Below are 26,388 nucleotides of genomic sequence, written 5' to 3'. Positions count from 1 at the left end.
TCGCCGCCAATCCCATGGCGTGACCTGCCGCACAGAGACATCGCCCGTGATCGCCGATGCTCCCGTCTCGTGGACGACGGGGGATGCAGGATGGCGATGTCGCTTGTGCAGGATCAGAGCTTCTTCGAACCGGCCGACCGGCCGCAGCCCGTCAGGGCTGATTATGGCCGCTACGCCCTGCTCGGCTATGTCTCGATTGCGCTCGTGTTCGGCGGCTTCGGCGTGTGGGCCGGCCTCGCGCCGCTCGACCGCGCAGCGGTCGCGTCCGGCACGGTCTCCGTTTCGGGCGACCACAAGGTGGTGCAGCACCGCGAGGGCGGAATCATCAGGGAGATCCTGGCCAAGGAAACCCACGCCGTGCGCCGCGGCGACCTGATGTTCCGGCTGCAGCCGACCGAGGCCCAGGCCAACGCCGATCTGCTGCGCAAGCAGATGGACGCTGCACTGGCCGAGGAGGCGCGCCTGCTGGCCGAGCGGGGCAACGCGCGGATGATCACGTTCCCCGACAGCCTGCTGCAACGGCAGAACGTCCCGGAGGCTGCGCTCGTCATCGCCGACCAGCAGCGCCTGTTCATCGAGCGCCGCAACGGCCTGATCAGCCAGGTTAACATCCTCAACTCGCAGATCGTCCAGCAGCAGCAGGAGTTCGCCGGCCGCGACCGCCAGCGCGCCGCGCTCGTGGCCCAGCTCGCCAGCTTCGACACGCAGATGAACAATGTGCGCCCGGCGGTCGCCGCCGGCTACTATCCCCGCAACAAGTTCCTCGAGCTGGAACGTGATCGCGCCCGCGTCCAAGGCGATCTCGGCCAGGCACAGGCCGACGTGGCCCGGCTGACGCAGACGGCCGCGCAGACGCGGCTGCAGATCGATCAGACCCTGCAGAAGTACCAGACCGAGGTCGGCCAGCAGCTCGACGGCACCCGCGCCAAGCTGTCGGACCTGCGGGAGAAGCTCGTCATTGCCGAGGACGTGCTGCGCCGCGTCGATATCCGCGCCGAGCGCGACGGCATCGTGATGAACATGAAGGTCCGCAATGTCGGCGCTGTCGTGAAACCGGGCGATACGCTCGCCGAGATCGTGCCGGTCGGCGAAGGTGTCGACGTGATGGCCCATGTGTCGCCGCGCGACATCGAGAGCGTCGCCATCGGTCAGAAGGCCGAGGTGCGCTTCCCGAATTTCTCCTCGCGCACGACGCCGACGATCTTCGGCAAGGTGTCGAGCGTCTCTGCGGATGCGATGGCCGACGATTCGAGCAAGCAGAGCTATTACGCGGCCCGCGTCGTGATCGACTATTCGACCATTCCGCCTGAGGTCGCCGAGAAGATCGTGCCGGGCATGCAGGCCGATGTCATCATCTCGACCGGCGAGCGCACCGTGCTCGACTATCTTGTCGGTCCGCTGCTCAACACGCTGGCCAAGACGTTCCGCGAAAAATGAGCCGGCAGCAGCTAGGCCGGCGTCCCCGGCCCTGCGCCCGCGGCGAGAGCAATGTCGCGAGCGCGTTGCACGCCGAAAATGTCGAGATCACTGCCCTGCTCTGCATCGGCAAGCCTCTCGCGCATCGTGCCATCCAGATCATCAAGGCCGGCAGCTGCGGCCATGCGCGCAGACATCGCGAGCTGCCAGCCTCTGGTCGCCGCCAATTCCGCCAGACGCGCCGGCCATTCAGCCCCAAGGCCGAGCACAGCCAGTTGCGACGTGCCTCCGAGCCTCAGCTGCCCGACGACGGTCTCGGCGACGTGAGCCCCCATCGCGAGCTCGACGGGACGGCCGATCTCGGCCGCGATCCTGTCGTTGACGCGATCCATCGCGATGTCGATCGCGCGGATCGCCTGCAGCGCAGCGCGACAGCCTTGATCCGCGCCCTGCTGCTCGCCGAACACGGCGAGCACGCCGTCACCAAGGAAACGGTCGATCCGTCCAGCAGAGGCCTCGACCGCGCCGCCGATGGCGCCGAAGATCTCGTTGATCAAGAACACGAGGTCGGAGGCGAGCCGGTCGGCCGCGATCGCGGGAAAGGCGCGGACGCGGATAGCGACGAGGCAGACGGTCCGGCGCTCACCTTGAAGGTCGGCATGTTCCGCCGGCTGCGCCAGCGTCCCACCCCCGACGACCAGAGGCGTGATCGTGAGCGGCCCCTCGGGGCGAATCTGGCAGGCCAGCCGGACATTCTCCGGCGCCTTCAAGCCGGCGAGCATGACGCGCTCGGCATGGCCGGGCGGCGGCAGCGCCTGCGCGCCTTCCTCGACGCGGATGCGGCACAGGCCACAGCGGGCGCGGCCGCCACATTCGGACCGGTGCGGGATATCGTTGCTCCTGATCATCTCCAGCAGCGTCGGACCGACTGCGGCTTGCACCGTCGTGCCGCCCGCAACGGCAATGGCCACTTTCGGTGCCGCCAGCAGCGCGATGTGGCGGAACACGATGATCGTAGCGCCGGCCACCAGCAGCGCGGCCACCGCGATCCGTGCCGATGTCTGCAAGAGTCCAAGCCACTTCTCGTCGAGTTCACCCGGCCAATGCGTGACCTGGCGCATCCGCTCGGCCATGGCAGGATCGGCCAGCAGAGCCGCGACGGCGCGCCCGGACACCATGAAGCCCATCAGCGCCGCCAGCGGCACGGCGATGGCGAGCACGATGAGCAGCGGCTGCGCGAGGCGATACCAGCTCCTGAATTTCAGCCAGTGATGCAGGCCGATGCAGCCGTGGAGCCAGACGAGCAGCAGCAGCGCCGTCTGAATCCACGCCGCGCGCGGCCATATCAGTGCCAACGCGTAGAGATAGCCGTCCTGGACGCCCAACAGCGCGTGCGCGACGTGCGTTTCGATGACATGCGGCAGCAGCAGCAAGGGGATCGCGAATCCCGTGAGGAGTTGGACCAGCTCCCACGCCGGCAACCGCCACGCGCCGCGCTGGATCGTCTTGGTGAAGGCGAGCACGGCATGCGCCAGCAGCGCCGCCGCCAGCACGATCATCCCCGGCCACGACCGCGTGACCACCAGGCGCCACTCCTGCACCTCGTCCATCGCCTCGAGGCTGAACAGGCCGACGGCATGGTTGAGAAAATGCGCTGCTGCGAATGCAAACAGGATGAGGCCCGACACAAGCCGGATGTTTTGAGAGATTGAGGCAGGCATGAGGTCACTGCGAATGGTGCAAACTTCGAAATCCGAGCTCAGCTGACCATCCGGTAGCGGTTGAGACTGGCCAACTCAAGCGCAGGCCGAATGGCGTCACGCTATGTGAGGCCTGTCACGGTCAATGCCGCTCGGCGCGGGCGAAGCTCCCCCAGCGTATTCGCAAGGGGATCCGACATGACGACGAGCACCACCCGAAGCCCGCTGGGAACCGCGCTCCGCGCCTGCTTTCCCGCGCTCACCGCAACCTTCGTGCTCAGCCTGTTCATCAATGCGAGCATGCTCGCCTCGCCGCTCTACTCCATGCAGGTGTATGACCGCGTCCTCACCAGCCGCAATCTCGGCACGCTGGTCATGCTGACCCTGATCGTCGGCGTGTTCCTGGTGCTCTACGGCATCCTCGAATTCGCCCGCTCCGGCGTGCTGGCCCGCGCCGGCGTACAGTTCGAAGGCACGCTGCGCCATCCGCTGTTCGAGACGATGATGAAGGCCGAGCTGTCGCCACGGCACCGCTTCGGCCAGCAGATCATCCGCGACGCCGAGACCATCCGCGACTGCATCTCCAGCGGCACCGCCGCCATCGCCTGCGATCTGCCGTGGACCCCGGTGTTCGTCGCGCTGTGCTTCCTGCAGCATGCCTATCTCGGCATCCTCTCCCTCTTCGGCGCGATCGTGCTGTTCTCGCTGGCGCTGTTCACCGAGTTCTACACGCGGGCCAGCGTCGAGCGCACCAACGCGCTCGCCAACGAAGCCTCGCGCTTCGTGGCGGCGGCGCTGCGAAATGGCGAGGTGGTGCGCGGCCTCGGCATGGGCGACATCGTGATGGACCGCTGGAGCTGCCGGCAGTCGGCGATGGTCGATGCCCACAGCACCCTGGTCGAGCGCGGCGCCGCGATGCATTCGGTCACCAAATTCGCGCGCATGGCGGTGCAGACCTCGCTGCTCTGCATCGGCGCCTGGCTCGCGATCGAGCAGCAGATCTCGCCCGGCGCCATGATGGCGACCTCGATCATCATGGGGCGCGCGCTGGCGCCGGTCGAGCAGGTCGTCGGCCAGTGGAAGCGCATCATCGCCTTCCGCTCCGCCTATCGGCGACTGGAGGAGCTGTTCCAGGCCCTCCCCGTCACCGCCGCGCCGACCGCACTGCCGACGCCACGCGGCGATATCGACGTCGAAAATGCCGTGGTGTGGCCGCCGGCCGCGGGCCGTCCCTCGGTCAAGGGCGTCAGCTTCTCGCTCAAGGCCGGCGAGAGCCTGGCGATCGTCGGCGCCTCGGCCAGCGGCAAGTCCAGCATGGCGCGCGCGATGGCCGGCGTCTGGCCGCTGCGTGAAGGGGTGATCCGCATCGACGGCGCCGCCTACAGCCAGTGGGACCAGAACCGGCTCGGCAAGCATATCGGCTACCTGCCGCAGGATATCGAGCTGTTCTCCGGCACCGTCGCCGACAACATCGCTCGCCTCGCAAAGGTGGACGAAGCCGCGGTCGTGGCCGCAGCGAAGGCCGCCGGCGCGCATGAGGTGATCCTGCGCCTGCCCAATGGCTACGACACGCCGATCGGCGAAGGCGGCGTGGCGCTGTCGGGCGGCATGCGCCAGCGCGTCGGCCTGGCGCGGGCGCTCTACGGCAATCCGCGGCTGCTGATCCTGGACGAGCCGAACTCCAACCTCGACGAGGACGGCGAGCGGGCGCTGGCCCATGCCATGGGCCAGGCGAAGGCGGCCGGCCGCACCGTGATCGTCGTCACGCACCGCCCGCAGCTTCTGGCGCATGTTGACCGCATCATGGTGATGGCCTTCGGCAAGACGCTGGCATGCGGCCCGCGCGACGAGGTGATCGCCAAGATGCGCGGCCAGCGCGTCGTCGTCGCCCATGACCGGGCGACGGCCAGCGCCGCGGCCTGAACCGAACCAGTGCAGATCGCACCCGAGAGGAGCCCGTCATGATCCAATTCACACCGCGCGCGAGGATGATGCAGCTGTTGCTCGCGTCCGCCGTGACGCTGCCGATGTCGGCCGTCGCGGAGACGCCGATGACGGCGCGGCAGATGCTGGCCCATGCGCAGACCCAGGCCCTCAATATCCCCGGCGACATCAGGACGTCCGAACCGGGCAGAACCGAAAAGCTCATAAGCGGGTCCATCGCAGCGCCGACGAGCGCCGCTGCCATCGCTGCCCCGCTTCCGGTGATCGAGCCGCCGGCCCCGATCTCGCCACCGGCGGCCACGCTTTCCGCAGTGACGACGCCGGTGGCAACGCCAGATGCAGCCTCGTCTCAGACCCGTACCAACGCGCTGACGGCCGTCGCGCCGGTTGCCGATGCGGTCAAGTCGTCGAAGGATGTGGTCGCGACACCGCCCGTGGCGGCCAGCACCGCCAAGACCCAGGATGCGGTCGCGCCCATGCCCGTTGCGGCAGCCAGCCCCTCCGCTGCAGTGCCGGCGGCCACCCCAACTGCGACGCCGATACAGCCCACTTTGCCGGCCGCGGCCGCCACGTCGGCAGCGGGGCTGCAAGCGGCGACGCCTCAATCGTCAGCCGAAAAGTCCGCACCTGCACGGCGCCAGCCGACCACAGCCAGCCCGGCCCCCGCGCGCCCCGCCCACAAATCCGCTGCGAGAGCGTCAGTGCGCGGCGACGAAGCCGCCATCAGCGGCCAGATCTCGCGCATCATGCGCCGGCCCGACGTGCAATCGTTGATGTCGCAATATGGACTGGAATGACCAAGAGCATCGTCCGGCGACGACCGTGATCGGCGCTCCGCTCAGGCGGAGCCTCGTCCCGGCGTGATCATTTGGCCGGGTCGAACATGCACTGCAGGGCCGGCTTGGCGATCTTGGTGAAGGTGGGGCCGATCTCGGACTGCTTCGTTGCTGGCACCCAATTGCTCTCGATGGTCGGGACACCGGTCTCGCTGATCCCGCGCAGCAGCGCCTCACGCAGGTCGGCATCCTCGACCACCGCGGCCGCATGGTCATGCAGACAGGAGCAGACGGCTTCGGGATGCACCCATCGGCCGAGCATATGCGGCGCGCACTGACGCACGAACTCGCCGCGCAGATCTGGAAATCGGGACGTTGGCCGGGCATGGGCCGAGGACCAGGACAAGCAGAACAGGACGGCAAGCGCCGCGACACCCAGTCGAAAGAGCATGATGGACCGCTGGTCTCTGATTGTTGTCATGTCATCCGCGTTCGGCTGGACGACACAATCGGATGGCATTGCTACCTGCCTCCGTTTCATAAGCGTTTCGCGTTTCATCCGCTCTGCGCCCCCCACGGAAAATGGTTTCGTGGCCGCATCGCTTCGTTTCGTCCCGCCCGCCCGACGACACAAAACACAATCAGAGCGAGAAGACGTCTCCCGCAATCGCACAAAACGAGATGATCTCACGAACCGCACCGGCGGCAACTGACCGACCCAAGGGCGGTTGATTTGTCCGATGCAGACCTTCTTAAGGTCGCTGCTGTAACGTTAGCCCCAAGGAGAACGGCTCAACTCTGCTCACGGCAAACCGGTAGCGCGTTGAAGATGTCGCAGCTCTCCGCGGAGCTCGCCATGGATCAAAAACGCGCACAAGCCGCCAAGTTGCAGGCCGCCAAATCGGGTGCGTTGAAGCCGGGTGGGTTGATGTCGAGCGCACCCGCCCGGCGCAGCCCGCTGGTCGCGCCGATGGCGCAGCAGCGAGCCGGACATGACGCCGGTCCGACGCCGCAGGGCCTGGTTCGGCTGATCGGCTGCCACGACCCGGCCAAGCGCATCTTGCTTGCCATGTCCGCGGACAGCCGACCACCTCTTGGCAAATCGGTTATTGAATGAAATCGCCGCACTTCTGGACGTCGCCGTCGTCCGCCTTGCCCCAGGGCATGACGGGGACCGAGGATGTGGAGTTCTTGGGCGAGCCCTCGATCAGCCTGTCCGAATAGACCATGTAGACGAGCACGTTGCGCTTGGCGTCGCAGCCGCGGACGATTTGCATCTTCTTGAAGAACAGCGATCGGCGCTGGCGGAACATGTCGTCCGCCTGTTCGAGCTTGCGCTTGAAGCGGATCGGCCCGATCTGCCGGCAGGCGAGCGAGATGTCCGACACCTCCTCGGCGAGGCCGAGCCAGCCGACATAGCCACCCTTCTGCGGGATGGTGAAGTGACAGGCGACGCCCTCGACCTCAGGATCATCAACGCCATAGGTCGCGAGCTTGTCGTTCGGGCTGAGCAGCTTGAACACGGTCGACCGACGGAAGATCAGATCCGGCTCATCCGCGGCGTAGGCTGACACCACAGGCGAAGACAGTCCGATAAGCAGAAGGAAAGCTAGGGTTTTCAGCCACAGATCAAACCGTTTGGTGGCTCTGAACGACATGTCGGTCTCCGTTATACCGCCGATGGCTCGGCATACCGCCCATGTAGGAACACAAACGCCTGCAAGGAAGGCACTGCCTGCCTACCTCTCTGCATTGCTCGTTTAACGCGATGTGAGGCTTTTCTGCTACGATTGGAACGAAAACCGCGCCGGGCAGAAGCCCCAAGCTGGTGAACGCAGACTCCGTCTGCGACACTAATGACCAGATGGTTCTTGAGGATTTGCCGGAATGCTCTGCGTTCGTGCAGCCGCCAGGGGGCGGTTTTATTGTGTAGCAATCGTTTCAGTACCGCTTGTTCTAGCAGCGACATCGCAGGCTGACGCAGCCTCCTATGACTATTGGAACGACTCCGCGCCGGTCGCCATCACTCCGACCGCACGCCCGGCGGTGCCGCGCCAGCCCAAGGCGCGCCATAGTCAGAAGCCGGCCACGATCGACAAGGAGGCCGCCAAGCCGCAAGGCCCAGTCACGATCGCGGTGTCGATCAGCAAGCAGCAGCTCAAGATCTACGACGCCAACGGCCTGTTTGCGGAAGCGCCGGTCTCGACCGGCATGAAGGGGCACTCCACGCCGATGGGCGTGTTCAGCGTCATCCAGAAGCAGAAATTCCACCGCTCCAACATCTACAGTGGCGCGCCGATGCCGTTCATGCAACGCATCACATGGTCGGGCGTGGCGCTCCATGCCGGCGTGCTTCCGGGCTATCCGGCGTCCCACGGCTGCATCCGCATGCCCGCGAGCTTTGCGCCGCGGCTCTATGGCTGGACGCGCATGGGATCGCGGGTTCTGGTGACCCCCGGCGAAGTGGCTCCGGCCAGCTTCTCGCATCCGATGCTCGCCGCGCTCAAGGCGCCGCAGCCGAGCGCGTCGATCCAGCCCGACGCCGGTGCCCCTACCGCATCCAAGTCGGACAAGGGCGCGGCGCTGACCCCCGCCATCACGGTGGCGACCATCGATCTGCGCGCCACCATCGGCCATGGCGAAGGCGCCCGCTCCGGCGAGGCTGCGAGCCCGGTCGTCCGGCAGCTGCGCACCGCCGATGCAAGCAATGCAGGCGGATTGCCGGCCGTGGCCTCCGACGCCCCGCCGAGCGCCGCCTCTGTGCCTGTGCCGACGAACCCGGCCGAAGCCCAGGGCGCTGTGGATATCAAGCCCGGCGTCTCCGAAACGCCAGCTGCCAACGAGACGGCGAACGCCGAGGCCAAACCGAATAGCGCGCCGACCGCGGCCATCGCGAGCGATCGGGACGAGAGCAAGTCCGCGACTGGCGATGTCGCGCCGACGCCGGCGAGCCCACCTGCCAACACGGCACAGGCCGCGTCTCCCGAACAGCCTGTGGGCGCTCCCGGCCATGTCGAGGCAACCGGCCTGGCCGCTACCAAGCCCGGCGATGCCAAGCTCGCCGACCAGCCTGCGGCCCCTGCCACGACGGCCGCAGATGCGCCGGCAAAGCCGGTAGATGACAAGGACGCCGCCAAGGATCAGTCCCGCCTGGCCGCTCCCAAACCCGAGCTCAAGCGCAACAGCCAGATCGCGATCTTCATCAGCCGCAAGGACTCCAAGCTCTACGTTCGGCAAAACTTCGCGCCGGTGTTTAGCATGCCGGTCACCATCGCGGCTGCCGACAAGCCGCTCGGCACCCACGTGTTCACCGCGGCGGCGGACAAGGCCGATCCGGCGACCATGCACTGGTCGGTCATCTCGCTTCCAACCTCGGCGCGCAGCGTCGCTGCAGCCGAGGGCGCGGACAAAGCAGTCCGCCGCGGCAAGAAATCCGCTGAGGCCGGCCCCGATCCCAAGCCCATCGTGCAGCTGAGCACGCCGGCCGAGGCGCTCGACCGCATCACCATTCCCGCCGACGTGATGGCCTGGCTCGGCGAGGCGCTCTCGACCGGAAGCTCGCTGATCATTTCCGACCAGGGCATCAACCAGGGCGAAACGGGCGAAGGCACGGAGTTCATCGTTTCGCTGCGCTGACGACCGAGGCCGTCCCTTTTTCCGCCCCAGGGCAAGGGTATCCCCTTGCTGGAATGCAGTCTGATCCAACGCAACGTCGCGGCCGTTCAAGAGATGGTCCCGGCGAGCGCGGGGATACGCATGCTGACGGGGCTGGCTCTGCACAGGGAGATTCAGATGATCGATCGCAGGATGGTTCTTCTCGGCATGGGTGCGTCGTGGTGTGGCGCAACGCTCGCTTCCCGCACTGCTCAAGCCGATGCGGTAAGCAAGACCACCGCCTACCGTTTCACTTTTCCGGTGCCGTCCGGCGAACCGATTCGGCTGGGCGACCTGGCCGGCAAGCCGGTGATGGTCGTGAACACGGCGTCGCAGTGCGGCTACACGCCACAATATACCGGACTGCAGAAGCTCTGGAGCGAGTTCCACGAGCGCGGGCTGTCGATCATCGCGGTGCCGTCCAACGACTTCAACCAGGAACCCGGAATCGCCGGCGACATCGCGGAGCTCGCCAACAAGGAATATGGCGTGACCTTTCCGATGACCGCCAAGGCGGTCGTGACCGGTTCCAACGCCCACCCGTTCTACCGCTGGGCTGCGGAAGCGCGGCCCAAGGACACCCCGCGCTGGAACTTCCACAAATATCTGATCGGCCGCGACGGCTATATCGCCGACGTGTTCGCCTCCTCGGTCGAGCCGACCGACACCCGGGTCAAGACCGCAGTCGCCCGGATCCTCGCGGACAGCTGAGCAACACTTGGCAAGAATGCGGCGGAAGCCGGCAACTTCCCCGTGTTTTTGCCTCGTTTCCTTTTGGCGCCGATCCGGCTGGTGGGCTAGTATCCCCGACCGGATGGCGGAGCGACTCTGGATCCCCGACGCTCCCCGAGCAACAACCCCCGAGGAAACACGATGCGGATTGCGGCTGGATTGGTGTTCGCAAGTTCTTTGGCGGCCTCGCTGCTGGCGTCTGGTGCGGCCTGGTCGCAGGCGCAACGCACGGCAGCCGCCCCGGCGCCGGCCGCGGTCCCCGCACCAGCTGCCGCTGCGGCACAGCCTGCCGCACAGACCCAGCCGCCGCGCGCGCCGTGCATGAATGCCGAGGCGCTGGGCGTCGGCCGCACCGTCGAGATCGACACGACCGGCGGTCCGGGCTTCGGCTTCGAGCACTTCAAGGACCTCGATTTCCTCAAGGATCACGAGGTCGTGCTGACCTTCGACGACGGTCCGTGGCCGGAGAATACCCCTGGCGTGCTGAAGGCGCTGTCCGACCAGTGCACGACCGGTATTTTCTTCATAATCGGCAAGCACGCGACCTATTATCCGGAGATCCTCAAGCAGGTCTACAATGCCGGGCATACCGTCGGCACGCACACCTGGTCGCATGCGGCGCTGACCAACAAGAAGCTGACCGACGATCAGCGCAAGGAGGAGATCGAGCTCGGCATCAGCGCGGTCAAATGGGCCCTCGGCGGCAACTCGCCTGCCCCGTTCTTCCGCTTCCCGGCATTGCAGCACCCGCCGGAAATGGTGACCTATCTCGGCACCCGCAACATCGGCATCTTCTCCTGCGATCTCGACTCGTTCGACTTCAAGGCCAAGAATGCGCAGGCGGTGATCGACGTCACCTTCAAGAAGCTCGACAAGCTCGGCAAGGGCATCATCCTGATGCACGACTTCCACAAGCACACCGCCGAGGCGCTGCCCGAGCTGCTGCGCCGCCTGAAGGCCGGCGGCTACAAGGTGGTCGCGATGCGGGCCAAGGCGCCGGTGCAGTCGCTGCCGCAATATGACGAGCAGCTTTCCAAGGTGGCGAAGCTGCCGACGGTGAGCCAAAGACCGGTGTCGAGCGTTGTGACGACAGTGTCCGAATGAATCAGGATTGCTTTCGTCAGTGAACAAGCTTCGTCTCGAAGGGTATGTCATCGTGTCGGCCGACGGAATGTTGGCCGACTCCCACAATGTGATGCCGGCGGCGCTCAAATTCCCCGGCGACGCCATGTTCTTTTCCGATGCACTCGACAGTGCCGATCTGATCGTGCACGGGCGCAATTCGTATGAGGATCAGCCGAACTCGCCGAAGCGCCGGCGGCTCGTCGTGACCCGCGCGGTGGCGGCGCTGGCGCCGGACACCGAGAAGCCGCTCTCCACGCTTTGGAACCCAGCGGGCGCCTCGTTCGAGGCCGCCTGCGACGCCGCCGGCGTGAATGCCGGCAGGGTGGCGATCATCGGCGGGCCGATCGTGTTCGAGATGTTCATGGACCGCTACGACACCTTCTTCCTGTCATTCGCCCCGCACGTGTCACTACCCGGCGGCGCGCCGTGTTTCCCCGGCGTCGGCCCCGAACGCTCCCCGCAGCAGGTGCTGACCGCCCATGGCCTCGCGCCGGCCAATCAGCTGATGCTCGATCCCGCCCATGACGTCAGCGTCACGGCCTGGAAGCGCGCCTCCTGAGCCGGACAGCTAGAGGTCGCCATAGGCGTTCTGCTCGGGCGCCTTCGGTCCCTTGCCGTAGCCGAAGATCATGAACAGCGCGCCGATCATCGACAGGTTCTTCAGCGCGTCGATCAGGGCCTTGACGTTGTCGGGCGGCGCCTGGTTCCAGAAATCGTGGAAGTAGAAGATCGTCGCGCCGACGAAGAGGATCATCAGCGCTGCGAAGAACCGGCCGAGAATGTTCAGCGCGATCATGAGCCCGGCGATCACCTCGAAGGCGCCGGCGGCGATCGCGAGGATCTGCGGCATCTGCATCTTCGTGGCCGCCTCGAGCTGCGCCGCATAGGGCGCGAGCAGCGTGGGGATCGTGATCTTGGTGGCGATGAGATCGGCGGTCACCGGAATGCCGAACAGCTTGGTCGCGCCGGAGTAGATGAAGATCACGGCAAACAGAACGCGTCCGAACGTAATGAAACCCGGCATTCTCGTCCTCACGGATCAACTTCAAACAATGTGTCGCCGGCCCGCAGGGCCGGATATGTGACGTCGCGAATGCTTTTCAACAATAAAGACGGGCGGAATGCGACCGAAACCGGACGAATTCCGCCACACTTCCATCACGTCAATTCGATCACGCAAACAGCGTCGGCTGCGCCCTCCCCGCCCGCTCCTGGGCCTCGACTGCCGCCACCGCCGTCATGTTGAGGATGCCGCGCGCCGTCACCGACGGCGTCAGGATATGCGCCGGCCGCGCCGGCCCGATCAGGATCGGTCCGACGGGAACCGCATCCGCCAGCACCTTGATCATCTGATAGGCGACGTTGGCCGCGTCGAGGTTCGGCATGATCAGCACATTGGCCGAGCCCTCGAGATCTGAATGCGGCAGGATCGCCTTGCGCGCGGTCGCCGACAGCGCGGTGTCGCCCTGCATCTCGCCATCGGCTTCGAGGTCGGGACGATGCTGCTTCAGGAGCGCCGTCGCCTGCCGCATCTTGCGCGAGGAGTCGGTGTCGTAGCCGCCGAAATCGGAGTGCGAGACGAAGGCGATCTTCGGCTTGATGTTGAAGCGCGTGACGTGATTGGCGGCCAGCGAGGCAAGCTCGGCAAGCTCCTCAGCGGTCGGATCGGGGCGCACCTGGGTGTCGCCGATGAAATAGGCGCCCTTGCTGGTGATGGTGAGCGCCAGCGCCGCATAGTCCCTGACCCCCGGCATGAAGCCGATGATCTCGCGGACATGGCGCAGATGGCTCATGTAGCGGCCCTCGACGCCGCAGATCATCGCGTCCGCCTCGCCACGGACGACCGCGAGCGCCGCGATGACGGTGGCGTTGGTGCGCACCACCGTGCGCGCCGCATCCGGCGTCACGCCGCGGCGGCCGGCGATCTCGATGTAGCTCTGCACATAGGAGCGGTAGCGCGGATCGTCCTCGGGATTGACGAGGTCAAAATCCACGCCGGCCTTGATCGACAGGCCGAAGCGCTTGATCCGCGCCTCGACGACCGAGGGGCGGCCGACCAGGATCGGCCGCGCCAGCTTCTCCTCCAGCACCACCTGCGTCGCCCGCAGCACGCGCTCGTCCTCGCCCTCGGCGTAGATCACGCGCACCGGCTGCGCCTTGGCCTTGGCGAACACCGGCTTCATGACGAGGCCGGAGCGGAACGCGAAGCGCTCCAGCAGCGCGGTGTATTCGTCGAAATTGGTGATCGGCCGGGTCGCGACACCGGACTCCATCGCCGCCTTGGCCACCGCCGGCGCGATGCGCAGGATCAGGCGAGGGTCGAATGGCGAGGGGATCAGCGAGCCCGGACCGAAGCCCTGCGTCTCACCGGTGTCGAAGCCGCGTGACACCGCGTCCGACGGCGGGTCCTGGGCGAGCTGCGCGATCGCATCGACCGCGGCCTGCTTCATCGCCTCGTTGATCGCGGTGGCGCCGACGTCGAGCGCGCCGCGGAAGATGAACGGGAAGCACAGGACGTTGTTGACCTGATTCGGGAAGTCCGAACGTCCGGTGCAGATCATCGCGTCGGGGCGCGCCTCGCGGGCCTCCTCCGGCATGATCTCCGGATTGGGATTGGCAAGCGCCATGATCAGCGGCTTCTCCGCCATCTGCTTGAGCAGCTCCGGCTTCAGCACGCCGCCGGCGGACAGCCCGAGGAAAATGTCGGCGCCGCCGATCACCTCGGCCAAGGTCCGCTTGTCGGTCTTCTGCGCATAGACCGCCTTCCACGGATCCATCAGCGTGTTGCGGCCCTCGTGGACGACGCCGTCGATGTCGCAGACCCAGATGTTCTTGCGCTGCGCGCCCATCGTGACCAGCAGGTTGAGACAGGCGATCGCGGCGGCGCCGGCGCCCGACGTCACGATCTTGACCTCGGCCAGCTGCTTGCCAGAAAGCGACAGCGCGTTCTTGATCGCGGCCGCGACGATGATCGCGGTGCCGTGCTGGTCGTCATGGAAGACCGGGATCTTCATGCGCTCCTTGAGCCGCGCCTCGATCTCGAAGCACTCCGGACCCTTGATGTCCTCGAGATTGATGCCGCCGAAGGTCGGCTCCAGCGCCGCCACCGTCTCGACCACGCGGTCGATCGTCTCGGCATTGATCTCGATGTCGAACACGTCGATGCCGGCGAACTTCTTGAACAGGACCGCCTTGCCCTCCATCACCGGCTTGGAGGCCAGCGGGCCGATATTGCCGAGGCCGAGCACGGCGGTACCGTTGGAAACGACGGCGACCAGGTTGGCGCGCGCGGTCAGCGTGGCGGCCTCGGCCGGGTTGTTGGCGATCTCGGTGCACGCAGCGGCGACGCCCGGCGAATACGCCAGCGCCAGGTCGCGCTGGTTGGCGAGCGGCTTGGTAGCCTGGATCTCCAGCTTGCCGGGCCGCGGCAGGCGGTGATAGGCCAGGGCTGCGGAACGAAGATCTTCAGAATAGGACGACGACATACGTGCTCCAGCGTTTCCGACCCGGATTTTTGGTCTCTTGAGGTTCGTTCAGACGTCGGTTTTTCCGGCCGGTGGAAGCGCATGTGATGCACGTTGGGCGGCTTTCATGCAACATCCGAAACCATTTCCGTCGGCATCCCGGACCAGCAATTTTCCTTTTCGCAGAAGCACATCCCTACTGCATCGCATTCATCGAGACCATCCTCATCCTGCTGCCTAAGGCTTGGGCGGAGTGTTGGGCGGAGTATATCGAATGAAACGTATCCTGATAGCAATCGCAGCCGTCGTCGTCCTCGGCATCGCCGGCCTCGTCGGCGTCCCCTGGTACGCCCAGGCGCGCGCCGAGCGCGAGGTCGAGGCCGGCTTCGCCCAGATTCGCCAGAATGGCGCCACCGCGAGCCACGGCAAGGTCGGCTTCGACCTGTGGTCGCGCAAGTTGACGATCGCCGATGTCAAGATCGAGTCGGCCGCGCAGCCGCCGGCGAGTGTCACGTTCGGCACCATCACGGCAACCGGCTTGAGCCAGCCCGACGGCGAGCACGTCGCGGCCGGCAGCATCGAGGTCAGCGACGTCGCGATGGCGGGCCAGATGCCCGGCCCGTCGGCGATGCGGCTGAGCTACAAGCTGCCGCAGATCGTGGTGAAGGACTATGCCGGTCCGGCGCGCTTCGCCGCGATCCCGGCCGGCAGCAGCCTGCTCGAGACCTACCGCGCGCTGATCCAGCAGTTCGCCGCGATCAGCGCGACCTCGCTGACTGTGCCGCGTGCCACGGGCACCCTGGAGGGAGGACCTGCCGCCGCCGGTCCCGCCGAATTCACCTATTCCGGCTTCACCATGGACGGCATCAAGGACGGCCGCATCGCGAGCTACAAGCTCACCGAAGCGGCGTTCACGATAAGCATGCAGCAGCCGGCCAACAAGTTCGCCGCCAGCGCCGGGCAGCCCGGCAAGGTCGAGAAGATGCAGGGCCGCATCGCCGACATCGTCCACCGCGACATCGACGCCAACGCGATCCTCGCCGTGCTCAACCCCGAGGCCGCCAAGGACGATCGCGCCTACCGGGTCTATGGCCGGGTGACGACCGGGGCCTACGAGGTCAATTCGGATGCCGGCGTGCGGATGCGCATGGAGGGCATCTTCGCCGACGAGTTCAGCGTGCGGCCATCGCGGCTGCAACTGCCGGCCCTGATCGCGGCCCTGCCCGCGTCGGCCGCCGCCGAGCCCACGCCCGAGCAGGCGATCGCGCTCCTGGAACGGGTGGCCGGCGTCTATGAGGGCCTCGCGATCAAGAACGCCGAGATGCGTGGGCTGTCGATCGAGGCGCCGCAGGGCCCCGTGAAGCTTTCGGCGATCCGCTTCGACCTGCGCGACGGCAAGGGCGAGGTTGCGGTCGAAGGCTTCGACGGCCCCTCGCCGAACGGACCGGTCAAGCTCGGCCGCTTTGCGCTGAAGGGTTTTGACATCGCGAGCCTGCTGCGCTTCAGCGCCAAGTTCGCGGCGCAAGGCGCCAAGCCGGCGCCCGCCGAGGCGGTCATCCTGTTCAAGCTGCTCGACGGCATCGAGCTCAAGGCGCTCACGGCGCCCTACAAGGCCGGCGAAAAGCCGGTGCAGATCGACAATATCAGCCTCGACTGGGGCCAGTTCGTCGGTCCCATTCCGACCAAGGCACGCCTGATGGCAAAGATGGCCGGACCGCTCGACGCATCCAATCCGGCGCTGCTGCCGCTGCTGGTCGCCGGAATCGACACCGTCGCCGTCGATGCCGATCTCGGCCTCGGCTGGACCGAGAGCGCGGGCACGTTCGCGCTGGAGCCGTTCAAGCTCGATGTCAGCAATCTCGTCGCGGCCTCCGCCAGCGTGTCGCTGTCGCAGGTGCCGCGGGAGGTGTTCACGATCGACCTGCAGCAGGCGACGACGGCCGCGGCGCAGATCGAGGCGAGCGGTCTCGCCTTGACCCTGCGCGATCTCGGCGTTGTCGACGTGCTCGTCGCCAATTACGCGCGCGGTCATTCGATCCCCCGCGACGCCGCGCGCAAGGCGCTGGTCGACAGCATCAAGCTGATCGGCGCGCAGCTCGCCGCCGGCAATGCCGACGTCGCCGCCGCCGTCGACGCGCTCGGCCGCTTCGTCGAGCGGCCGCGCCAGACGTTCACGCTGAAGCTCTCGCCACGCGCCAAGGTGCCGGCGATGCAGCTGGCCCAGCTGATCGCGATCGACCCGCCGAGCGCGCTGGCGCAGTTCAAGATCGAGGCCCAGACAGCGCCGTGAGGTCGGCGGGCGCTGTCGGTCATCACGGGGCAAGTCCGCTCCCTCTCCCCGTTCTTACGGGGAGAGGGTTGGGGTGAGGGGCAGACGCACGGGAAGTGTTCGTGGTGAGACCTGTACCCCCTCACCCGGATTGCATCTTCGATGCAATCCGACCTCTCCCCGCAAGCGGGGCGAGGTGCACCGAGCAGGTCGCAACACCCCGATACAAACTTCGATTCCATAATTGTCGACCTGCGCGCGGAGTCGTTTGCGCTGCGTCATGATTTTCACGGTGAGCATCTCTCCAACAGAGAAAGGAACGCGCCTCAACGACCTCGCGGCTGAAACGCCCGAGATGTTCCGGTCGTTCGCCCTCTCTCCTACGAAGAGGGCGCAGGGAATGCCGGGCGCTGGCCGCAACCCATGGCCCGCCTGCGAACAAAGAATGCAGGCGGCAGGTACCACAGGTTCAGCCGGTCATCCGGCATTCCCTGCGCGGTGGGCTTTTCGGCTGCTTCGCGCTCTCCCCGGGGACCGGGCTTGTTTGCCCCCGTCATCCGCGCGATGCCGCAAGGCATCGGCGCGAACTTGACACCAGCGTCGGGGTGTCAGGACCACACGACTTGACCGTCTGCACCCTGCCCTTCGTCCACGCGCTTGCGCGCGCTGCGACAGAGTGCAGCCACCGCCTCCCCACCTCACGTCTCGTGACGACCGCGAACCGTCCCTCTTCATCGAGGCGGGATGGCCGGAAATGTGCGGGTGATTTGCCCGACGACACAAGCGGATAAATTGCGACAAACCAACACGACGGGCAATCTGTGCATGAGGGGCATGCCGGATTTGCCCGTCGAGCAGATGTGCGACGGACTACGACGGCATGGCCGTGAGCGATGCCGCCGCGTATCGCAGCACATAGGGTTTGCCAGCAGGTTTTCCGATGGGCTGCTCGTGCCCGAAGAAGGCGACATAGCAGTCGTAGCCGCCGATCTCCGGCTCCAGCCAGCAATGAACGACCACCCCATATTCGGGGCCGCCGTCCTGATGACCATCATAGCTGACTGCTGTCCCCGGCGGCAGGTACCTGTCAGGAACGGCCTGAAGGCTTGATGTGCTCACCTGGTCTTCCTCAACGCTGTCATCGCGGTGACCGGGCGTGGCCTCTCGCGGAACGACTATGAAGCTTGACGATAGACCCTGATCCCGCGAGACTCACCAGGCATCTTCGCGATCGAACCCGCCCCCTGCCTTCTGTTTCAGCGTGCCCCACAGCCGATCGCTTCACAGTTCCGCTCAGCCTCATGCGAAGCCGCCAAGTCAACTTCTTTCTGACGCCGAACGACCAGGCAGAGCTGCTCAGTAAGCTCGATCCGGCCGGCCAATTCATCTACGTCGCCCGACGCCGCAAGGACAGCCGAATTGATATTCTGCCGACCCCTGCCGTGCGTCAGATGGGAAAGGAGGCGCTCAAAATCTATATAGCGCGAGCCGATGACCTCGACGCGATGTCCTTCGACGACATCGGGACCTTCTCGAGCATCGACGTGATCCGATCGCCCGTGATTGAGTTCAGCCGATGCTTCATGGGCGATCAGTTCATCCGCGACGGCCGATTCTACGTCGTGAACAGCTACTTCGATCGAGACGGACGGGTTGCGAGGAAGGACGAGGGCTTTCTGACATGGGCCGCGCGGCTGGTGTCGAAGACCAGGAGATGTCTGACGAAAGATCCGGATTCGTTTTTCTACTTCGGAGCCGAGGCGCTGCAGCTCAAGAGCGCCGGCTTCAAAACGCCGCCCATTTGAATCGGATGCTGCTCCGCGCCGCCTCGTCCTTGCGGGACGTCTTCACCAGAGCGCCGACCTTTTCCATTTCGCTGCCTCAACCTCGCTCGGGCGCGCGCTGACACTTCTTCGCAAATTGTATCAAGATCGCACGAGCCGGCGAGTAGCCCTCGCAGCGGCGCTGGTGCATTCGAATATCCCCCGGGAAGACACGGCATCTGCAGATGTTGAGATCTTGTGTTGAGGTCTTGCCGCCGGAACGTCGGCGATGCTCGCCCGCATTCGAGCGGCGGCGGCCGGTCGTCGTACGCCCCTCGGGATATGCGTCGTTCCGCGATCGCGTGCGGCTGACGCCAGACCGTCGAAGCAAGTCCGGCTCAATGCCCACCTTCATACATTCACGCAGGTGACTTAAAGCTGCGCTACCCAAGACCCGTGACGACCTCTCCAACGAATGCTGATTCGGGCGTCGGCTGATCGCGTGGTTGGCCTTCCCCAGTGGGCGCGCGTCGTCCTTGATATCTGCGTACGGACACGACGTGACTCACAGCAAGATCAGTTACTACGCCGAGCTCTTCCTCTACCCGATCGTCGTCGCCGCGCTTCTGCTGTTCGATCTCGCGAGCGGCGGCTTCAGCTTGCACCAGCGCTGGCTGCTGGCGGCGCTCGGCGGCGCCGCGCTGTGGACGCTCGCCGAATATTTGGTGCACCGGTTCCTGTATCACGAGGTCGCGATCCTCAGGCAGCTGCACGGACTGCACCACGCGCGCCCCAGTGATCTCATCGGCGCGCCGATCTGGGTGAGCGCTGTCATCTTCTTGTCATTTTTTACGATCGTCGCGGGCCTTGCCGACCTTCAGACGGCGAGCGGAACGACGAGCGGCCTGCTGGTGGGCTACGTGTTGTATCTCTTGGTCCACGATGCCGTGCATCACTGGCCGTTGGCCGGGCAGTCCCCGCTGCAGTCCTGGCTGCGCAGCTGCCGGCTCCGCCATGTCCGACACCACCGCGGCCCGCCCGGCAATTTCGGCGTCGTCACGGGTGTCTGGGATATCGTTTTTGGCACGGCCCTGACGCCGGGATCGACACGCAACGCCTGACGCCCATCGCCAGCATGTCGGGACGGCGGGAAGCCTCATGACGGCACGACGCAAGGACGGTTTCGACACCTCGGCCCGTGCGCAAAGCGCACATCGTCAAATTCGATACAAGGTCGAGCGAACCACGACACTCTTCCTTCGCCTTGAGGCGCTCCCAGGCCATCTGGTCCGCATCAACGGACACACGCCAGGGCTGCATTATCCGGATACAGTAATCTTTGCTTAACCCGATACCCCCTATCGTGGAAACTACGGGAAACAAATGGCGGAAGAAGCAGGCCTCCTGTTCGCATCGACAGTCTGAGGTCATCCCGGGGACGCGACATCGACGAACGCTGCCGAACACGCAAGGGTAAGGTCATGCTGCACGGCCTGGTGCTTCGCTGCGCACGAGAGCGCAAAGCCAACGTCGCGGTCACCTTTGCGATCATGATGGTGCCGACGATCTATCTGCTCGGGATGGCGCTCGACTACACGGTGGCGTTGCGCAGGCAGGGCCAGCTCGACGCCGCCGCGGATGCTGCCGCGATCGCCGCCGTCAGGCCGGCGATGCTGAGCGTGACCGATACCAACGTCGTCAAGGACACGGCTGCCGCCGTGTTCGCAGCCAAGGCCGGGCTGCCGGGTCTGACCGCAGTGCCGAGCCCGACCATCACGGTCACCGATACCGGCCTTCAGCGCAAGATCTCGGTGTCCTACGTCGCCCAATCCATCAACAATTTCCCGTCGATTCTCGGCAGCCCGTCCTGGCAGGTCAAGGGCGCGGCCACGGCGCAGGCGTCGAGTGCGCCCAACATGAACTTCTACCTGCTGCTGGACGACTCGCCCTCGATGGCCATCGCGGCGACCCAGACCGACATCGACAACCTGATCACCGCAACCAAAAACCAGCCATCGGGATCGAAGAACTGCGGCTTCGCCTGCCACGAGCTGCATCCAAATCTCGACAGCGGCGCGAGCTCGTCGACCGTCGACAATCTCAGCGTCGCCCGCAGCAACAGCATCACCCTGCGGATCGACCTCGTGGCGAACGCCGTCAAGCAGCTGCTCGTCGGCCCGTGGTCGTGCCTGCAGCCGGGCGTGACCGGCGGCGTCATGCAATGCATGTCGGCGATCAACAACACCACGTACAAGGCCGGCATCTACACCTTCGACTACAAGCTCAATACGATCCAGACGCTGACGACACCGAGCAGCGCAGGCACGCAGATCTCGAACATCCAGCTCCTCACGGTCGACCACCAGAACTGCGTGACGAGCGCGATCTGCAACACCGATTTCGGCACCGACATCTCCGGCGCCCTGAGCGGGCTCAACACCATCATGCCGGACCCGGGCACAGGCACCAACCAGAGCAGCGACACGCCGCAGGAGGTGATCTTTCTGGTCACCGACGGCGTCGAAGACAAGCTGATCGCGAAGACCGCCACCTGCGATGCCAACGCGACCTACCCGCTCCCGACCGCCGGCTCGCAGGTGCGCTGCCAGCAGCCGCTCAACACCGCGATCTGCGACACGATCAAGAAGCGGAACATTCGTATCGCGATCCTCTACACCGAATACCTGCAGCTGACGACCGACGGCTGGTACAACAGCCGCATCGCCCAGTTCAACAATCCGTCGTCCTCGACCGGCACGATCGCGCAGCGCCTGCAGGCCTGCGCCTCGTCCGGCCTGTTCGCGAACGTCCAGACCGGCGGCGACATCTCCACCGCTCTGACCAACCTTTTCCTCAAGGTCGCATCGAGCACGGCCAGCCTCGTGCAGTAGGTCCCCCATGACAGAATCCAGGGCAGCATCGGAGACCGGACGACGCAACGTCTGCAAGGCCTTCACCCGCGACCGCAGCGGCGCCACCGCGGTCGAGTTCGCGCTGGTGGCCGCCCCCTTCATCGCGCTCCTCATCGCGCTGCTGCAGACGTTCCTCGTCTTCTTCGCCCAGCAGCTGCTCGAATCGGTCGTGCAGCAATCGGCCCGCCTCGTCATGACCGGGCAGGTGCAGGCACAGACCATGGCGCAGGACGCCTTCAAGCAGAAGGTCTGCGATCAGGTCCGCATCTTCTTCACCTGCGGCGGCCTGATGGTCGACATGCAGGTCGCCAGTGCGTGGTCGTCCGCGAATACGGGCATGCCCACGCTGACCTTCGACAGCCAGGGCACCGTCACCAACGTCTGGCAATACAATCCCGGAACCGCCGGCGACATCGTCGTGCTCCGGGTGATCTACGTGTGGCCCGTCATGCTCGGACCGCTCGGCTTCAACCTCTCGAATCTGTCGAACGGCAATCGGCAGATCATGGCCACAGCCGCCTTTCAGAACGAGCCCTCCTCTTAGAAGGATCAGGACATGCTCACCGGCCTGTCACCACGCGTGCGCCATTTCTGGACCGCTACCGACGCCGTCGCCGCGACCGAGTTCGCCATCGTCCTGCCGTTCATGCTGACGCTGTATCTCGGCGGGGTCGAGCTCGGCAACGGGCTCGCAATCGGCGTCAAGGTCAGCCAGGCCTCGCATAGCGTCGCCGACATGGTGGCGCAGAACACGCAGATCTCTGCATCGCGGATGCTGGACATCCTGCAGGCGTCGACTGCGATCATGGGCCCCTACGCGGTCAAGGACGCCAAGGGCAACGCGCTGATGACCGTCACGGTTTCCGAGGTCTCGACCGACAAGGACGGCAACGCGACGGTGCAATGGAGCCAGTCGACCAACGCGGCGGGGGGCCGTACCGTCGGCCAGAAGATGACGCTCTCGGCCTTCACCACCACGACCCCGATCAACGCCAACATCTCGCTCATCCTGGGCGAGGTGTCCTACAGCTACAAGCCCAGTCTCGGGTCCGGCGTGACCGGTCCGGTCACGATTTCCGACAGCTACTATCTGTTTCCGCGCTGCGCGACGAACAGCCCGGCGATGTCGAGCACCGGCCCGTACTACGACGTCAAATTGACATCGTCGACGACCTGCACCTGCATCCAGCATCTGCGGCAGAAGAGCTGCTAGCGAGGACGAGACAGCCGCTTCTCGAAGCACACGGCTTCAGGCCTGCCGGCATACCTGCCGTAGTTCGGGATGCGGCGATAGCCGTGGCGCTGGTAGAACGCGACGGCGCGCACATTGACCAGACGTGTCTCCAGCCGGATCGCCTGATAGCCGTAGCCCGCAGCCGCCGTTTCGAGATGCGCCAGGATCGCCGCGCCGACACCGCGCATCTCCGGGCGCGCATACATCCGCTTCACCTCGGCGATGTCCGCCGCGAGCGGCCGCAGCGCGCCGCAGCCGAGAGCGTGCCCTGTCTCGTCCCGCGCGACCAGGAAGCAGGCCCTCGACCCGCGCACGTCGTTCGGATCAAAGGACGACCGACCGCTGTCGCCGGTGATACGTGCGAGAGCAGCGGACAACTCTGACATCAGGCCTTCTGCCTCGGCAGAAGCCGGATCCTGTTCCAATATCATCAGCATCGGTGGGCCGGGACGAAGGTGCAGCAGATATTGCAGAGCTGCAATCAAGTACCGGCTGCCTCCCACACATGTTCAATCAGGAATTGAAGATCCGCATCAGCTGCGGCAATCTGCTGGTCTGTTCGAGCCCCGCGGAGACTGAGCCTTGGACATCCGCAAAGACGAGGCCGGTTTGAAGACCGGGCGCGCCATGCCCTATCTCGTTCGGATCGCCATCCTGTTGTCGATCATCATCCTGGCGACCTACGCCGTGATGCGCTACCCGGCGGTCGACACCGAATTCGCCAAGGCCAGGGCCGCCGCCTCGGAGTCCACGGGCGTCCTTGTTCCTGCGTCCTGCGCCAACGTTGTGAAGCTGGGAAGCATTCCTGACGGTGGTGTGTGCTGGATCGGCCTCAGCAAGTACCGCACCGCTCAGCCGTACTTCAAGGACATGACGGATGAGAAGCTGCTCCGCGAAGCGTACCTCGATACAGGACGCAAGATCGAGCCGATCTCGCCGTGGCTGACACTGATCGCGACAGTGCTCACCGGGCTTGCCGGGCCGACCATTCTGATCGGGACGTCCCTCGTCGTCATCGGACTTTCGCCCGCTGCAAGGCAAGCCGGCAGCTTGATGGCCCTCTATCGCGCGACCCATCCCGGACGCCTTGCCCGCAGCCTGCTCACGATCTGGGCCGTCCTTGCCGCGATGCTGCTCGCGTACAAGCTCTACGGCCACATACGCGCCTATCTCACGATGGCAGACGTGATCCGCGAGCGTGGCATTCCGCTCAAGGACATTGCCAGCGATGCCGGATGGGAGGTGGCGATGGTGCTGGCGTTCGCCTTCATCCTGCTCCTGGCGGGCCTCATCATTTATTGGGCCGCCAAGCTGACGGCCTGGACCATCAGCGGATTGATGCGGCTGAAGCGCCAGGGATCAAGACCTGCGCTTGCTGACCGCGATGCTCAGGCTTGACCGCAAGCCGTCTGCGACGTTCATTGCCCCAGGATCCCGCAGTCGACTGGAGATGCGGCACGCCCGAGAGACATCCAGCCTCAGCCCCGACGTGAGTCCGATGCCCGACCTCCACACGTTCCTGCTGTTTCTTTCGGCCGCGCTGGTCGTCGCGCTGACGCCCGGCCCCGGCATCTTCTACATCGTGGCGCGGACGCTGGCCGGCGGCCGTGCCGAGGGGCTGGCCTCCAGCGTCGGCCTCGGGCTCGGCGGGCTCGTGCATGTGGTCGCCGGCGCGGTCGGGCTATCGGCGCTGGTGATGGCGAGCGCGCACGCCTTCACGGCGCTGAAGATCGCGGGTGCAGTCTACCTGATCTGGCTCGGCATCAAGACCTTTCGCGAGGCGCGGATCGCGGCACCGGCGGAGGTGACGACGACCGGTAGCCAGCGCGCATTCCGCGAGGGCATCATCGTCGAGGCGCTCAATCCGAAGACGGCGGCGTTCTTCCTCGCTTTCATCCCGCAATTCGTCGATCCCGCGGGCCACGTCGCCGCGCAGTTCATCGTGCTCGGCCTGATCTCGGTCGCGCTCAACACCAGCGTCGACCTGATCGTGACGGTCTGGGCCGCCAAGGCGCGGCATGGCATCGTCCGCCGGCCGAGCCTCGTGACGCGGATGCGGCGGGCGTCGGGCGCCGTGATGTGCGGGCTCGGCGGAGCGCTGCTGTTGGCACGGCGTGCGAACTGATCGACGTCACTCGGCCAAGCCCACGGCCCGCGAGGGGGTCAACGATTCACCTGCGTCCCTGCGCCAAGCATGCGCAGCAGGGACAAACGCGTCGGTGCCGGGCGCGGCAGCGGCTTGGCATCGGCGGGCGCGGCCTGCTGGGCCGGCGGCTTGTGCGGTCGCGGCTTCGGCCAATGCACCACGCTGAGGCGGACGTCGGCGAGGCCCGTCTCGACCATGCCAAGCTTGGCGGCCGCGGCATAGGACAGATCGACGATACGGCCGTCGATATAGGGGCCGCGGTCATTGATGCGCACCGTGACCGACTGTCCGTTGTCGAGCCGCGTCACCCGCAAGCGGGTGCCGAACGGCAGGCTGCGATGGGCGGCGGTCATGGCGGTGGTGTCGAACACCTCGCCATTCGCGGTCGGCTGCGGCGCCGTGTAGAAGCTGGCGACGCCGCGCGGCACGTAATGCGGCCGGCGCGGCTTGGGAGCTTCTGGGGGCGCGGCCGTGGCCTGGGGCGGCGGGCTGGCTTGGGGGGCAGGCTGCGATGGAGCCTGTTGGGTGAGCGCGGCTTGATTGCCCGCCGTGCCGGCATCAGGCCGGGCGGTCACATCAGGCGATCGCGCACAGGCCGCGAGCGACGCGGCCGAGAGAGCAACGATCGTCCAGCGAACGAACGCAGCACTGTTGGCCGCACGACGAACGCGCGGATGCGACCGCACCACGCCGGCCTCGTCGTCGAGGCCGGATACCCGTCCACGGCGGATCGGCGCCATGTCTCCTCCTCCCCGTTCCCCAGCGGAAGAAGTCGACTAGGCAAAATCGGCGCGGTGGCGACCGAACCGTGGCCACAGCGGACCGACGACAAGGAGGTCCAGGGATGACATCCCGCTCGCCCACGTCACGCGGGCGTTCGTTAGCCGGGCACGGCCATTGGGCGCTGCGCGTCGGGAAGACCGGAGCGAATAACGGCAGGCGCATCGTGATGCGAACGTCACCCAGACGAGCGCAGCGACATCCGGGATATCACGCGCAGCTCATGAGTCCCCGGATGTCGCTGCGCTCATCCGGGCTACGCACGCGCTGAACGACTTGTTAGTCGCGAGGTCTCGCAGGGTGGGCAAAGGCGCTGCCCGGCTCTCTCATCACGCGCGATCGCCTTGGCGCCGTGCCCACCGTCGCGCAGCGGAGCGCGCGGATGGACGGTGGGCACGCGGACGCCTGGCGGCGGCCGCTTTGCCCACCCTACGAGGCTGTGAATCTTTCGATGGCGATTCTCGATGAAAGTG

The 26,388-nt window shown here is 65.9% G+C and carries 24 protein-coding genes; 16 read left to right on the top strand and 8 right to left on the bottom strand.

Going from position 1 to position 26,388, the window contains the following annotated elements; genetic code table 11:
- Window positions 1–90: 90 nt before the first annotated feature.
- Window positions 91–1,437, top strand: coding sequence for an HlyD family type I secretion periplasmic adaptor subunit (locus QQL87_RS00120; RefSeq protein WP_284416401.1), 1,347 nt, complete (start codon window positions 91–93; stop codon window positions 1,435–1,437).
- An 11-nt stretch (window positions 1,438–1,448) separates the two neighbouring features.
- On the opposite strand, the gene QQL87_RS00115 is transcribed toward QQL87_RS00120, so the two are convergent.
- Window positions 1,449–3,137 carry an adenylate/guanylate cyclase domain-containing protein gene (locus QQL87_RS00115; protein ID WP_284416402.1) on the bottom strand — a complete coding sequence of 563 codons (1,689 nt, stop codon included), beginning with the start codon at window positions 3,135–3,137 and terminating at the stop codon, window positions 1,449–1,451.
- Window positions 3,138–3,314: 177 nt separating this feature from the next.
- On the opposite strand from QQL87_RS00115, the gene QQL87_RS00110 reads away from it, so the two are divergent.
- Both QQL87_RS00110 and QQL87_RS00105 read left to right on the top strand, forming a co-directional pair.
- The gene (locus tag QQL87_RS00110) at window positions 3,315–5,039 is read left to right on the top strand and encodes a type I secretion system permease/ATPase (protein WP_284416403.1); all 1,725 of its coding nucleotides are present in this window, start codon (window positions 3,315–3,317) and stop codon (window positions 5,037–5,039) included.
- Window positions 5,040–5,077: 38 nt separating this feature from the next.
- Entirely contained in the window at window positions 5,078–5,857 is a 780-nt protein-coding gene (locus QQL87_RS00105) for a hypothetical protein (RefSeq protein ID WP_284416404.1), read from the top strand.
- A gap of 67 nt (window positions 5,858–5,924) precedes the next feature.
- Here the strand turns inward: QQL87_RS00105 and QQL87_RS00100 are convergent, their stop codons facing one another.
- On the bottom strand, window positions 5,925–6,287 hold the full coding sequence (locus QQL87_RS00100; protein WP_502871126.1) for a hypothetical protein: 363 nt from the start codon (window positions 6,285–6,287) through the stop codon (window positions 5,925–5,927).
- A gap of 405 nt (window positions 6,288–6,692) precedes the next feature.
- Between QQL87_RS00100 and QQL87_RS00095 the strand changes: the two genes are divergently transcribed.
- Window positions 6,693–6,953, top strand: coding sequence for a hypothetical protein (locus QQL87_RS00095; RefSeq protein WP_284416405.1), 261 nt, complete (start codon window positions 6,693–6,695; stop codon window positions 6,951–6,953).
- Here QQL87_RS00095 and QQL87_RS00090 read toward each other — a convergent pair.
- Complete coding sequence (locus QQL87_RS00090) at window positions 6,943–7,494, bottom strand: CreA family protein (RefSeq protein ID WP_284416406.1); 552 nt, start codon at window positions 7,492–7,494, stop codon at window positions 6,943–6,945. The genes QQL87_RS00095 and QQL87_RS00090 overlap by 11 nt on opposite strands.
- Window positions 7,495–7,723: 229 nt before the next feature.
- Between QQL87_RS00090 and QQL87_RS00085 the strand changes: the two genes are divergently transcribed.
- From QQL87_RS00085 to QQL87_RS00070, 4 genes are all read left to right on the top strand, one after another.
- Window positions 7,724–9,472, top strand: a complete 1,749-nt coding sequence (locus QQL87_RS00085; RefSeq protein WP_284416407.1) for a L,D-transpeptidase family protein — start codon at window positions 7,724–7,726, stop codon at window positions 9,470–9,472.
- A gap of 156 nt (window positions 9,473–9,628) precedes the next feature.
- Window positions 9,629–10,201: a glutathione peroxidase gene (locus QQL87_RS00080; RefSeq protein ID WP_284416458.1), complete on the top strand. Its 573-nt coding sequence runs from the start codon at window positions 9,629–9,631 to the stop codon at window positions 10,199–10,201.
- Window positions 10,202–10,363: 162 nt separating this feature from the next.
- Window positions 10,364–11,326 (top strand): polysaccharide deacetylase family protein, encoded by a 963-nt coding sequence (locus tag QQL87_RS00075; RefSeq protein ID WP_284416408.1) that lies wholly within the window; start codon window positions 10,364–10,366, stop codon window positions 11,324–11,326.
- Between the two features lie 19 nt (window positions 11,327–11,345).
- Entirely contained in the window at window positions 11,346–11,906 is a 561-nt protein-coding gene (locus QQL87_RS00070; RefSeq protein ID WP_284416409.1) for a dihydrofolate reductase family protein, read from the top strand.
- Between the two features lie 9 nt (window positions 11,907–11,915).
- Here QQL87_RS00070 and QQL87_RS00065 read toward each other — a convergent pair whose 3' ends face one another.
- Together QQL87_RS00065 and QQL87_RS00060 are read right to left on the bottom strand one after the other, a co-directional pair.
- Window positions 11,916–12,371, bottom strand: coding sequence for a DoxX family protein (locus QQL87_RS00065; protein ID WP_284416410.1), 456 nt, complete (start codon window positions 12,369–12,371; stop codon window positions 11,916–11,918).
- Between the two features lie 148 nt (window positions 12,372–12,519).
- Complete coding sequence (locus QQL87_RS00060; RefSeq protein WP_284416411.1) at window positions 12,520–14,832, bottom strand: NADP-dependent malic enzyme; 2,313 nt, start codon at window positions 14,830–14,832, stop codon at window positions 12,520–12,522.
- A 253-nt stretch (window positions 14,833–15,085) separates the two neighbouring features.
- Between QQL87_RS00060 and QQL87_RS00055 the strand changes: the two genes are divergently transcribed.
- On the top strand, window positions 15,086–17,101 hold the full coding sequence (locus QQL87_RS00055; protein WP_284416412.1) for an aq_1923 C-terminal domain: 2,016 nt from the start codon (window positions 15,086–15,088) through the stop codon (window positions 17,099–17,101).
- 849 nt (window positions 17,102–17,950) lie between these two features.
- Here QQL87_RS00055 and QQL87_RS00050 read toward each other — a convergent pair.
- A complete protein-coding gene (locus tag QQL87_RS00050) occupies window positions 17,951–18,199 on the bottom strand; it encodes a hypothetical protein (protein ID WP_284416413.1) in 249 nt (82 codons plus the stop codon).
- Between the two features lie 182 nt (window positions 18,200–18,381).
- On the opposite strand from QQL87_RS00050, the gene QQL87_RS00045 reads away from it, so the two are divergent.
- From QQL87_RS00045 to QQL87_RS00025, 5 genes are all read left to right on the top strand, one after another.
- On the top strand, window positions 18,382–18,885 hold the full coding sequence (locus QQL87_RS00045; RefSeq protein ID WP_284416414.1) for a hypothetical protein: 504 nt from the start codon (window positions 18,382–18,384) through the stop codon (window positions 18,883–18,885).
- A 518-nt stretch (window positions 18,886–19,403) separates the two neighbouring features.
- Window positions 19,404–19,964 carry a sterol desaturase family protein gene (locus tag QQL87_RS00040; RefSeq protein WP_284416415.1) on the top strand — a complete coding sequence of 187 codons (561 nt, stop codon included), beginning with the start codon at window positions 19,404–19,406 and terminating at the stop codon, window positions 19,962–19,964.
- Between the two features lie 360 nt (window positions 19,965–20,324).
- Window positions 20,325–21,734: a pilus assembly protein TadG-related protein gene (locus tag QQL87_RS00035; RefSeq protein ID WP_284416416.1), complete on the top strand. Its 1,410-nt coding sequence runs from the start codon at window positions 20,325–20,327 to the stop codon at window positions 21,732–21,734.
- Window positions 21,735–21,741: 7 nt separating this feature from the next.
- Window positions 21,742–22,299, top strand: a complete 558-nt coding sequence (locus QQL87_RS00030; RefSeq protein ID WP_284416417.1) for a TadE/TadG family type IV pilus assembly protein — start codon at window positions 21,742–21,744, stop codon at window positions 22,297–22,299.
- A 12-nt stretch (window positions 22,300–22,311) separates the two neighbouring features.
- Window positions 22,312–22,968: a TadE/TadG family type IV pilus assembly protein gene (locus QQL87_RS00025; RefSeq protein WP_284416418.1), complete on the top strand. Its 657-nt coding sequence runs from the start codon at window positions 22,312–22,314 to the stop codon at window positions 22,966–22,968.
- On the opposite strand, the gene QQL87_RS00020 is transcribed toward QQL87_RS00025, so the two are convergent.
- Window positions 22,965–23,375, bottom strand: coding sequence for a GNAT family N-acetyltransferase (locus tag QQL87_RS00020; RefSeq protein WP_284416419.1), 411 nt, complete (start codon window positions 23,373–23,375; stop codon window positions 22,965–22,967). The two genes, QQL87_RS00025 and QQL87_RS00020, sit on opposite strands and share 4 nt — an antisense overlap.
- A gap of 196 nt (window positions 23,376–23,571) precedes the next feature.
- Between QQL87_RS00020 and QQL87_RS00015 the strand changes: the two genes are divergently transcribed.
- Window positions 23,572–24,387, top strand: a complete 816-nt coding sequence (locus QQL87_RS00015; protein WP_284416420.1) for a hypothetical protein — start codon at window positions 23,572–23,574, stop codon at window positions 24,385–24,387.
- 100 nt (window positions 24,388–24,487) lie between these two features.
- The gene (locus tag QQL87_RS00010; protein ID WP_284416421.1) at window positions 24,488–25,114 is read left to right on the top strand and encodes a LysE family translocator; all 627 of its coding nucleotides are present in this window, start codon (window positions 24,488–24,490) and stop codon (window positions 25,112–25,114) included.
- Between the two features lie 38 nt (window positions 25,115–25,152).
- On the opposite strand, the gene QQL87_RS00005 is transcribed toward QQL87_RS00010, so the two are convergent.
- A complete protein-coding gene (locus tag QQL87_RS00005) occupies window positions 25,153–25,875 on the bottom strand; it encodes a septal ring lytic transglycosylase RlpA family protein (protein WP_284416422.1) in 723 nt (240 codons plus the stop codon).
- Window positions 25,876–26,388: the final 513 nt, after the last annotated feature.

The sequence above is a fragment of the Bradyrhizobium sp. SSBR45G genome, from assembly GCF_030159255.1.
Taxonomy (GTDB): Bacteria; Pseudomonadota; Alphaproteobacteria; order Rhizobiales; family Xanthobacteraceae; genus Bradyrhizobium.
The sequence above is the reverse complement of the archived record's forward strand: the minus strand, read 5'-3'. Positions and strand labels throughout refer to the sequence as shown.